The 10270-nt window shown below is 36.7% G+C and carries 12 protein-coding genes; 3 read left to right on the top strand and 9 right to left on the bottom strand.

Going from position 1 to position 10270, the window contains the following annotated elements:
• The 5 genes from BKO01S_RS24645 to BKO01S_RS12205 form a co-directional block, all read right to left on the bottom strand.
• On the bottom strand, positions 1-491 hold a 491-nt coding region (locus BKO01S_RS24645), incomplete at its 3' end, for a hypothetical protein (RefSeq protein WP_198158807.1).
• Between the two features lie 205 nt (positions 492-696).
• Entirely contained in the window at positions 697-1368 is a 672-nt protein-coding gene (locus tag BKO01S_RS12220; protein ID WP_066054050.1) for a YdcF family protein, read from the bottom strand.
• A gap of 53 nt (positions 1369-1421) precedes the next feature.
• Positions 1422-2444, bottom strand: coding sequence for a zinc-binding alcohol dehydrogenase family protein (locus BKO01S_RS12215; protein WP_066054044.1), 1023 nt, complete (start codon positions 2442-2444; stop codon positions 1422-1424).
• Positions 2445-2541: 97 nt separating this feature from the next.
• Positions 2542-3552, bottom strand: a complete 1011-nt coding sequence (locus tag BKO01S_RS12210; protein ID WP_066054041.1) for a DUF3231 family protein — start codon at positions 3550-3552, stop codon at positions 2542-2544.
• 60 nt (positions 3553-3612) lie between these two features.
• Complete coding sequence (locus BKO01S_RS12205; RefSeq protein ID WP_066054038.1) at positions 3613-5541, bottom strand: endonuclease MutS2; 1929 nt, start codon at positions 5539-5541, stop codon at positions 3613-3615.
• Positions 5542-6003: 462 nt separating this feature from the next.
• On the opposite strand from BKO01S_RS12205, the gene BKO01S_RS12200 reads away from it, so the two are divergent.
• Positions 6004-6387 (top strand): GtrA family protein, encoded by a 384-nt coding sequence (locus BKO01S_RS12200; protein ID WP_066054034.1) that lies wholly within the window; start codon positions 6004-6006, stop codon positions 6385-6387.
• A 98-nt stretch (positions 6388-6485) separates the two neighbouring features.
• On the opposite strand, the gene BKO01S_RS12195 is transcribed toward BKO01S_RS12200, so the two are convergent.
• Positions 6486-7025 (bottom strand): GNAT family N-acetyltransferase, encoded by a 540-nt coding sequence (locus BKO01S_RS12195; RefSeq protein WP_066054030.1) that lies wholly within the window; start codon positions 7023-7025, stop codon positions 6486-6488.
• Positions 7026-7258: 233 nt separating this feature from the next.
• Between BKO01S_RS12195 and BKO01S_RS12185 the strand changes: the two genes are divergently transcribed.
• Positions 7259-7726: a hypothetical protein gene (locus tag BKO01S_RS12185; RefSeq protein WP_066054023.1), complete on the top strand. Its 468-nt coding sequence runs from the start codon at positions 7259-7261 to the stop codon at positions 7724-7726.
• Between the two features lie 110 nt (positions 7727-7836).
• Entirely contained in the window at positions 7837-8661 is an 825-nt protein-coding gene (locus tag BKO01S_RS12180; RefSeq protein WP_066054020.1) for a DUF2935 domain-containing protein, read from the top strand.
• 67 nt (positions 8662-8728) lie between these two features.
• On the opposite strand, the gene BKO01S_RS25020 is transcribed toward BKO01S_RS12180, so the two are convergent.
• From BKO01S_RS25020 to BKO01S_RS12170, 3 genes are all read right to left on the bottom strand, one after another.
• On the bottom strand, positions 8729-8851 hold the full coding sequence (locus tag BKO01S_RS25020; RefSeq protein WP_269748520.1) for a hypothetical protein: 123 nt from the start codon (positions 8849-8851) through the stop codon (positions 8729-8731).
• A gap of 12 nt (positions 8852-8863) precedes the next feature.
• Positions 8864-9724 carry a permease gene (locus BKO01S_RS12175; protein WP_066054017.1) on the bottom strand — a complete coding sequence of 287 codons (861 nt, stop codon included), beginning with the start codon at positions 9722-9724 and terminating at the stop codon, positions 8864-8866.
• 76 nt (positions 9725-9800) lie between these two features.
• Positions 9801-10247, bottom strand: coding sequence for a MarR family winged helix-turn-helix transcriptional regulator (locus tag BKO01S_RS12170; RefSeq protein ID WP_066054015.1), 447 nt, complete (start codon positions 10245-10247; stop codon positions 9801-9803).
• Positions 10248-10270 lie beyond the last annotated feature (23 nt).

Here is a 10270-nt window from a genome sequence, read left to right as displayed (position 1 = left end):
CCTGTTGGGCCTGTTGGGCCTGTTGGGCCTGTTGGACCTGTTGGGCCTGTTGGACCTGTTGGGCCTGTTGCTCCTGTTGCTCCTGTTGCTCCTGTTGGACCTGTTTGACCTGTTGGGCCTGTTGGACCTGTTGCTCCTGTTGCTCCTGTTGCTCCTGTTGCTCCTGTTGGACCTGTTGGACCTGTTGGACCTGTTGGGCCTGTTGGACCTGTTGGACCTGTTGGGCCTGTTGGACCTGTTGGGCCTTTCTTATCTTTTTTCTTATCACCACAGAAAACATTTACTACAGTACCATGGTCTTTACATTCCTCTTTGTGCTTTTTCTTTTCTTTACATTTGCATTTTTCTTTATCCTTCTTTTTCTTTTCCTTACATTTACACTTATCCTTGTCCTTGTCCTTATGTTTCTTCTTTTTCTTATCCTTGTCCTGTTCCTTGTCCTTACAATCACCTTTATACCTTTCATTAAATCTTTCCATAAATGAAGACATTTCTTCTCACTCCCTTATTTAAACTTATATTCGCTCTATATTTATATTGAGGGAGGAAAAGATTGGTATCGGACAATCGTACAATATTAAACAAATATTTCGAAAAATAATAAAAAAACCTATTCTTTTTGAAAGAATAGGTTGCTACTTAATTTAATCAATGATTACATATGATAAAGTGTAATCTCCATCATCATTTTTTGTATCATAAAACAAAGTCCTTAACAACACCAAAATACTCACGTATATAATAGTTCACTTTCACAAAAAACGGGGAATCTCCACCAAGACCATAAGCAGTTAAACCGTAATCATTTGCTAAAAGCTTCGCTCGGAACAAATGATAATCACTCGTAATGATAAGAACTTTTGGTTTTTCCATACCAAGTTGAGTCATCATCTCACCAGAGAATTTCAGATTTTCATCCGTATCTGTGGATAAACTTTCGTAAATAATACGTTCCTTATCAACACCGTTTTCAACTAAAAACGTTCCCATCGCCTCTGCTTCTGTAATGGTCTCACCTGGACCTTGTCCACCCGAAACAATTACTGGGATGTCTTGGTTTTCCTTTAAAAATGTTAGTCCCGCATCTAATCTTCCTTGTAAAGTTTTTGAAGGTTCCTCACCTCGAAGCCCTGCTCCAAGGATGATAACAAAATCAATTTCTTCCGTTTCATAAATTTCCTTGGAATAAGCCTCTTTTATAATTAGTCCCTCAACAGTAATAAATGAAAGAAGAAATAAGGAATAACCAAATATGACTAATTTCCGGACAATAGCTAATGTATGGGACCGTTGTTTATTATTTAACAACCATTTAATAACGACCATTGCTATTACATTACAAATAATAAAAAGCACACCAAAACTCACCTATTTAACTCCTAATCATATGATTTATCTTAACCCTAAATAATCCACCATTTTTATTCAAATGACTCTATTACAATTTTCCCGATTGTTTTACCAGACTCTAGCATGGCATGAGCCTTACGTAGATTCTTAGCATTAATGGGTGACAAAGTTTCCTTGAGGGTTGTTTTTATGATTCCTTCATTAATCAAGTCGCTCACTTTATTTAATATCTGATGCTGTGAGATCATGTCCTCCGTTTCAAACATTGCCTTAGTAAACATAAATTCCCAAACAAAGGTGACACTCTTGCTTTTTAATGCGTTCAATTCAATAGGGTACTTGTTGTCTACAATTGAACAGATCTTTCCTTGCGGCTTAATTACCTCAGTCATTCCTTTCCAATGCTGGTCCGTGTCGTTTAAGCAAAAGATATAATCTACATTGTTTATCTGTAGATTTACCAGTTGGTCTTTTAGAGAGTGATAATGATTAATCACAAAGTCGGCACCACATTCTTGAACCCATATTATCGTCTCTTCACGAGAGGCAGTAGCAATCACTTGTAACCCTGCCCATTTCGCTAATTGAATAGCAATTGACCCTACTCCCCCAGCACCACCAATCATTAGGACAGTTTTAGCACCATTATCAATTTTGTTAGAAGGATCTATTCCAAGCCGTTCAAACAATGCTTCCCACGCGGTAATCGCAGTTAATGGCATTGCTGCTGATTCAGGGAACGTGAGTGTTTTGGGCTTTATCCCTACGATTCTTTCATCAACGAGATGGAACTCGCTATACGTCCCTTGTCTAATCAGACTTCCCGCATAAAACACCTCATCCCCAGGTTGAAACAATGTGCATTCTTCCCCAGCGTCAACCACTATTCCACTCGCATCCCATCCCAATATTTTCGGCTCTGATTCCACCACATCCTTCGGTGAACGCACCTTAGTATCTACAGGGTTAACAGAAATAGCTTTTATTTGTACAAGTAGTTCTTTCCCTTTGGGCAAAGGTCTCTCTATTATTATATCAATTAGGCTTTCCTCGTTATCTATTGGTAAGTATTTATATAAACCAACCGCTTTCATCTATACGCCTCCTGTTTTTTAAATCTTTATAAATAATTCGATAACTAGCCCCTTTTTCCTTCAAAAGAAAAAGAGCTGCTGTAAAAGCAACTCCTCCCTACTTTACATTTTTTAATTTATTTCGATCTGGCGCTCCTGGAGGTTGTTCAAGCCATCCATAATCAATGAGTAATTGCGCCCCATCTTCAGCTAATAGACCCATTTCTGTTATCATCTTTACATAACTTCCAGACAAATCTCTTCTTTGACACATAGACAGAGCTTCCCCATAATACCCGATTGCTGCAGAAAGAAGTGTTGTTATATGGTAGACCATAAGCTTTTCTGAGAAAGGTGCGACAGTTACGTCTGTCACCTCTTCTTCAAACGTCTTTGGTGAATGAAGATTATCTTCCGTTAGCATTTTAGCTAATATCTCCATATGCTTCTTACATAGTTTTTCCGCTCGCGTCATATATTGCTCAACTTCTTTTAACTGAGTAACCTGTCTAAAACCCATTTCTAAAACTACCTTTACTATCGTCTTATGCATATTAATATACGTGCCACCGATTTCAATTGTATTAATAGGTCGACGGTCACCAAACCATCCAGTCAGAAAGCTCTGTTTTGTCACATACTCAACTGTATGCTTATTTGTCATGGTTGGGGGCTTACTGATAATCCCCTTGTGCAATACCACTTCCGTTGCTTGATCATACAAATCCGTGGTCTCCGTACAACACTTAATAAAATACTTCCTTATATCCTCTCTAAGAACTGTTCCAATTGCACCTGAATACCTTGTCAAACCATGTATTGCCATGGTATGAATGTACACAATCATAAAAGTATCCGTAAATAAGGCTGGTGCGTCCACTTTCACATCATCGTCTGTGAAACCAACTGGAATCGGAAGTCCTTCCTGCGAAAAAAACTCTTTAATCTTATCAAGATGAGTTTCAGATAACCTTAGGGCATAACGAAGGACATTTCCAATCGCTTCATCTTTTACATGATAAATAAAATGGCGAAGAACACATTTGGACAAACTGTCACTTATATATTGCATCCATAAGCTTCCCACCTCTGGAGCAGTTAATTTAAGATTGTGATAAGAATGTTCCATGATTGCTCCCTCCCTTACTCTCTTTCCCTATAGTGTATCCAAATAAGGGTAAATCATGTTTTAGCTTTCATGATTAATGCTAAGCCCTTCGATATGCCTTTTTGTAAGCATTTTATTTAATTTACGATCTCCCTTTGTTTCAAAAATAATATCAAAATCATAATCTGGTGGATACAACTCACTTGCTTCAATATGGAGAGTTAATCGTTTATGGTTATAAGATCCCTTTTCTCCTTTTATTTGAACAATGTAGTTCCCTTTATCATCAGGTCCTTTGTATACAATACCAAACACATTTTCTGGAGAAACGATGACATTATCACCCTTATTAAATTTTGCAACAGACGGATTTGATACTTTCACTACTTTTTCTCTCGATTGATGCTTATTAATAATTATTTGTTTCTCAAGTTCTCTATTTTCCAATAGTGATAAATGTGAATCTGAATAAACTCTATCTTCTTTATATGTGATTTGATGAGCTCGTTGAATAATTCGTGGGTGAATCCCTAGCTTTAACGCAATTGCAAAGGCTTGGCTTTCCCCTCCCTTTCCTATAATTAATCGATAGGTTGGGCGAAGGGTTTCTAAATCGAACTCCATGGATCCATTAACAAATCCTTCTTGATGATCTGCGAATTCTTTAATTTCACTATAATGAGTCGTTGCTAACAATGTGGTTCCCTTTTTATAGAGCTGCTCCAGAATTGCCGTCGCAAGCCCCATTCCTTCAGCTGGATCAGTACCTGAACCCAACTCATCCAACAATACTAATGTACGGTCATTCGCTTCTTTTAGAATTTCAATAATATTTACGATTCGAGAGCTAAAGGTACTCAAGTTTTCTAAAATACTTTGACCATCACCAATATCCACTAAAATATTTTGAAAAATACTAACTGAACTACCTTCTGCAACGGGAAGGTGTAAACCGGCTTGAGCCATTAAAGTTAAAAGGCCCACTGTTTTTATTACAACGGTTTTCCCACCTGTATTAGGACCTGTAATTACTAGCGCATTTTCTGGTGAACCAAGCGTAAAATGTAATGGTACAACATTTTTCCCCAATAAAGGATGTCTGGCTTCAATTAACTTAATATCGTGTGATTCGTTAATTGCTACACTTCTCCCATCAATGGCCCGGCTAAACTTTGCTTTCGCAAATAGAAAGTCATAATGGACCATTGTTTCGACTGCCAACCGAATCTGTTGTTCTTTCTCTTCCACTAACCCGGTAAGGTACATCAAGATCTTTTGAGTTTCAGCTTCTTCATCCATCTTTAACCAATCTAGTTGATCTTGGTAAGCTTTAATTTCTTCAGGCTCAATAAAAATCGTCGATCCTGAAGAAGAGGTATCTAGAACAACTCCTTTTACTTTTTGACGATATTCCCTTTTTACCGGTACTACGTATCTGCCTTCTCTTTGACTGACAACACTTTCCTGTAAGAATGTTTTTAATTTAGAGGAGCGTACAAATTGTTGGAGCTTTTCCTTTAATCGGTCCTCTTGTATAGCCATTTGTTTTCTAATTTTCAACAATTCCTTACTTGCGTAATCATCCACAACGCCGTTTCGGATACAACGATTAATTTCCTCCGCGAGTCCAGGTAATTCTTCAATGGAATAAATATAGCTTGTAACCCGAGGGGCAATATACTCCTTGTCTTTCATAAAACGTCTCATTTTCCCGCAGCAATCTAAAAAGTCATAAAGTTTTATTAATAGATCAGGACGAAGGGCAACCCCTTTATTGATACTTTGCAGCAAAATATCAATTCCTTCTAGTCCATGAACTGGTACACTCGAGCTCTTTTTCATGATCCCCACTGCTTCTGTTACTTCATCAAGCCATGATTGTATTTGCTTTACATGAAAAGATGGAGTGAGTTGTAACACCTTTTCTTTCCCTTGGCTAGTTAATGCGTAATGGGCAATTTCCTCTTTAATCATCCCAAATTGTAATGTTTCAAACGTATGATTGTTCAACTTTTTTCCTCCTAAAAATAAAAATAGCCGCGTTGAACGAGTCAACGCGGCAAGAAAAACAGGATTTGTGTAATAAAAACACAGTTCTCCTGTTACGACTATTTAACCAAAATAAAAAGCTGTTACACAGCGGTACACAGCTACACTCTCGGCTAAGGATCGTATGCTTGTTTTGACCATTGTTCTTAACTACATTCGCGGCATAACTAAATAAGCTTTCTAATCCCTTGAATTTTTCAAGACTAGAAAACAAACCGGAATGATCGTATCCAATTTATTGGATTAGTTAAGAACGACACCTAACATAAAACATACTCCCTTATCAAAACATATTGGGTTGCATTTCCATTGTATAGTATATCCAATTAATATGTAAATAGTTCGTTGTTTAAAGAAAAAATATTTTCATTACAACTCGTACATGATATAAAAGAACTAACAGACATTAGAAAGGATGCCTATATGCTTGTTAGGAAACCCATTGTACAAAAATTCATGATGTATAGCTTGGTTGGCTGCATTTGCACTTGTATCTATTTTCTTTCCATGTTTATATTAGTAGAACGTATGGGGAATGAACCTATTTTCTCCTCCATTATTTCTTTTGTTTTAATGACTATTTTTTCGTTCTTCCTAAATATAAGATTTACTTTTGGCAGTGAGTATTCAAAGCAAAAGTTAGTACGCTTTTTCATCGTAGCTACCATCGGATTTACATTGAATTTTGTTATTATGTATTCGATTGTTCAAGCCCTTTCGTTTCATTACCTGATAGGAGAAATTGCCACCACTCTAACCATACCGATCGTAAATTTTTTCTTGAATCATTATTGGACATTTAAATAAAGAAACGATTTCCTTATGGTTAGGAAATCGTTTCCTTCTTATCATTTTACCTAGAACCCCTGTAAGCACTCATAGCCAGCTGCGGTTGAAAACTCCATTTAATCAAGCGGATTAATGATTGCTAACACTTGATGATCTTCCCATTTCCCATTTATCCTTACATTTTTCCGAGCAATTCCCTCTTTTTCAAATCCAGCTTTTTGTAGAACTCGAATGGAGGCGATATTGTGTGGCATGACTCCCGCTTCAATGCGGTGTAGCTTTAGGTTTTCGAATCCAAATGACACCAAGAGCTTGGCTGCTTCCGTTGTATAGCCTTTTCCGTTATGCTCTTTATCTAAAAAATACCCAATATAAGCACTTTGAAGGGATCCGCGAAGTACTTGAAAAAGTTGCATCGTACCTATCAGAGCACCTGTTGATTGTAGAAAGATGCCGAAATAATAATCTGTATCATCCTCCGCCGCAATCATTTTCCTTTTTATTAAATTATGTTGTCCCGTTATTGTATAAAAGTCACTTGGGCGTTCCATCGCAAATGCTTCAAAAAAATTTTGATTTCGCACCTGAAAGTCCAAACACTCCTCCACATCATCCAACACAAGCGGTCTTATGTGTATGAATTCCCCTTGAATCATACCTGTAGTCCCTCCTCTAAATGTGAGGTATCTCCCGAACTCAACTTTGACCTGTTCACCATCCGAGTTAAAAATATCTTTTTCATATCAAGATCATCCCCTGAAAACTTCTTTTTCCACACTCCATCATACCATTTTTTGTATTTATATTTTTCATTTTTTGCTAAATGAAACACATATGTTTCCATTTTTGAGCCACACTACATTATTATAAGCGAAGAAGGAAGCTGATGATGTTGAAGAAATTTAATTTATATATAGCTCTTCTTTTTATTTTACCTTGGTTGTCACTACCCTTAATTGGTGCAAGAACATTTAAAAGATTTCTTCCAAGCTCCATTTTTATCTCTCTCTATCTCATTATTGAAGGCACTATCGCACAGAGAAGAAAATGGTGGTGGTTCCCTTCAAATATAAAACCAAATATACTCAATGAGTTTCCATTAATTTTCGGGCCGTTTTTCATTGGATCCATTTGGATTTTAAAATATACATATGGAAAATTTAAATTATATTTTATCGTTAATCTCATTGTGGATTCATTATTTACTTATGGAATGATGAGAGGTTTCCGAAAAATGGGCTATGTCACTCTTGTACGTTTGAATAGCTTTCAGTTATCCGTAATCTTCCTGCTTAAGACTATGGCTATGTACGGATTCCAAAGCCTCTATGAAAAATATGTAACACGTATTAGGTAGGTCCAGCCCGGGTACTTTTCCCGGGTTTTCATTTGGGAATTACCCGTTCTTATGCACGCCGGTTGCTCATAAACTGTAATACCTGGTTTAATTCTGTAGGGGGTATGTAAATGAGCTATGAACCCATTTCGGTTTTTGAAGAACACTCTTTTTGGCTTGAGGTATTAGAGGATCACGCACACTTTATCCACGATTTCTTATCTCCTAGTGAGGTTGAATATGTGAACACTGCCAAGCAATATATCCAATTATTTCGAGGTTTGCTTACGAAACTATCTTACCTCCCACCCACAGCATCCGTATCATCAGCTGATATGATCTCATTTGCTAGAGAAGTTTATCCGATTGCCAATGGTTATTTTCATTTTGAGGGATATCTTCAACGTTTACGTATTGAAAACAAAGTAAATTTGAATTTAACCCCAACCTATTTGAATGGCACACTTGGTGAAAACCAAGAATACTTACGAATGCTCGTTTTTTTTCTAAACGGTCAGACTCCTCCCATCCTTCCACTAGTTGATTTGATGGATTTATGGCTTGAAGATTCAGCCGGGCATGCCGCCTTACTCGCTCGAGCACTCGATGGGGTTGAGATGGCACTTGTTACACAAACAAGAGGATACATGCAAATATTCCAATCGTTTATTGTAAAAAACGAAGCAATTAAAGGGTACTTACGATTTACCCCAGAAGGTTTTCCGATACAGCTACAATTTGCAAGAGATGTGGTGATGGCTGTCATCGGATTTACGAGTCTAGTAGAAAAAATGGTCCAATTATACAAAGGTGACGAAGTATTAAATCAATCTACCTTGCGTTTTCTTGAACATCATTTTCCAGAAGCCTGTTATTTCTTAAAAAAGCTTTCTTATTATGTTCCGGATATTACTTATCCTACTTGCTCTTTATCAAAGCCATCCTTCCGAACCTAAAAGCATCAGCTCCTATTCAATTCTACTAAATAGGAGCTGATAATTTTTTGAGTAGTTCTGCTAGTCCTTAGTTTTTCTCTTCCCTTTTTTCGTCTTCTTTACAACTAGTCTCTTTATCAACCTTCTCGATAATTTTTACCTCACAGCAAGATTGATCCTTTTTTCCAAATAAGCTTTTTAGTACGTTCATTTTAGATTCCTCCTATAGTAAATAAAATAAAAAACCAGATAAAGTGGACATCAACATAACAGATGCGATAAAGGCAGCAACTAATTTTTTTCGAAAGATGCTATTTAGTAGTGTTAATTCTGGCAAGCTAGCACCTGCAGAGCTAATCATTAACGCCATAACTGGGCCAAGTGCCATCCCCTTTAATATCATTACATGAGAAATAGGAATCATTGTGGAAAGTCGAATATATAAAGGAATTCCAACGATTGCAGCAATCGGCACTAACCACCAGTCGTCAGAACCCATGTAGGTTGTAATCCATTCTGTCGGTAACAGTCCGTGAATAATCGCTCCAATCGCTGCACCAATAAGCAGGAATGGATAGACCGTCTTCATCAGCTGGAGGGTTTCTACTAACGCACCCTTCCAATCTAGCTTTTTATTTGGATCCTGAAATCCAGTCATAATGACATTTTTCACCTGATTCTCAAAACCAAGCTTTTCAAGACTAAATCCTATGACTACCGATAAAATACTGGTTAATAACGTGTAAACAACAGCTACCTTCCAACCGAGTGTGGCTGTCATTAAAGTCAAAATCGTTGGATCTAATACAGGTGATGCAAATAAAAATATCATCACTGTACCAAAACGTACCTTTTTATTTAATAAATTCACCACAACCGGAATAGTCGAGCAAGAACAAAAAGGGGTTACAAACGCAAAAACAAGGGCAATGAACGCGCTAATCAAAGGATGACTTCGATCCATCAAACTTTCCATTTTTTCATAAGGGATATAACCTTGTAGGATATTAATAAAAAAAGAAATCCCTACAAACAAAACGGTTAATTCTAACGCAATACTAATAAAACTCTTCACTATCTCCACCAAAACTCTCCTCCTCTTTATTTGCAAAATGCAAGTATATTTTAATAAAAATATATAAGCAGATTGGATTTCCTGCTTATATGAAAGGCTTACAGCAGACAGTTGATTTAGACATGGACTCATTTAATAACTTAATCGATCTGATCACTGTATCTTTTTCAAATTCATTCATATGAGAAAATACTTCTTGTAAATATTGATTCATTTCTATATCAATTGAGGTTGAAACATACTTACCTTCTGTTGTTAAAGATAATATATAAACTCTTTTGTCTTCAGGCAGCTGTTGCTTTTTTACCAACCCCATTTTTGTTAGGTTTTGAATCTGTCTACTAAACGTTGTCACATCAATTCCTAAAGTGTCTGCAACTTGCTGAACACTTGGATTGTTTTGTTTGTCAATTTCATGGATGATATGACTTTGAACGAGTGAAATCTCCATTCCTCCAACTAAGCAACAGTTTTTATTTAACATACCAAATCTTCTTGTTAACACCTGGAATAAATCACGTAAGTTTTCCAATATTTTCACCTCTCTTTATTTAT

This window comes from Robertmurraya korlensis NBRC 107688 (genome assembly GCF_001591645.1).
Classification (GTDB): Bacteria; Bacillota; Bacilli; order Bacillales; family Cytobacillaceae; genus Robertmurraya_A.
This window is presented reverse-complemented; position numbering and strand designations above follow the sequence as displayed.

What these genes read in the sequence shown, in the direction of transcription:
- BKO01S_RS12215 (WP_066054044.1), bottom strand. Translation starts at nt 2,444, where the DNA reads ATGAAAGCGGTTGGTTTATATAAATACTTACCAATAGATAACGAGGAA.
- BKO01S_RS12210 (WP_066054041.1), bottom strand. Translation starts at nt 3,552, where the DNA reads ATGGAACATTCTTATCACAATCTTAAATTAACTGCTCCAGAGGTGGGA.
- BKO01S_RS12200 (WP_066054034.1), top strand. Translation starts at nt 6,004, where the DNA reads ATGCTTGTTAGGAAACCCATTGTACAAAAATTCATGATGTATAGCTTG.
- BKO01S_RS12195 (WP_066054030.1), bottom strand. Translation starts at nt 7,025, where the DNA reads ATGATTCAAGGGGAATTCATACACATAAGACCGCTTGTGTTGGATGAT.
- BKO01S_RS12185 (WP_066054023.1), top strand. Translation starts at nt 7,259, where the DNA reads ATGTTGAAGAAATTTAATTTATATATAGCTCTTCTTTTTATTTTACCT.
- BKO01S_RS12180 (WP_066054020.1), top strand. Translation starts at nt 7,837, where the DNA reads ATGAGCTATGAACCCATTTCGGTTTTTGAAGAACACTCTTTTTGGCTT.
- BKO01S_RS25020 (WP_269748520.1), bottom strand. Translation starts at nt 8,851, where the DNA reads ATGAACGTACTAAAAAGCTTATTTGGAAAAAAGGATCAATCTTGCTGT.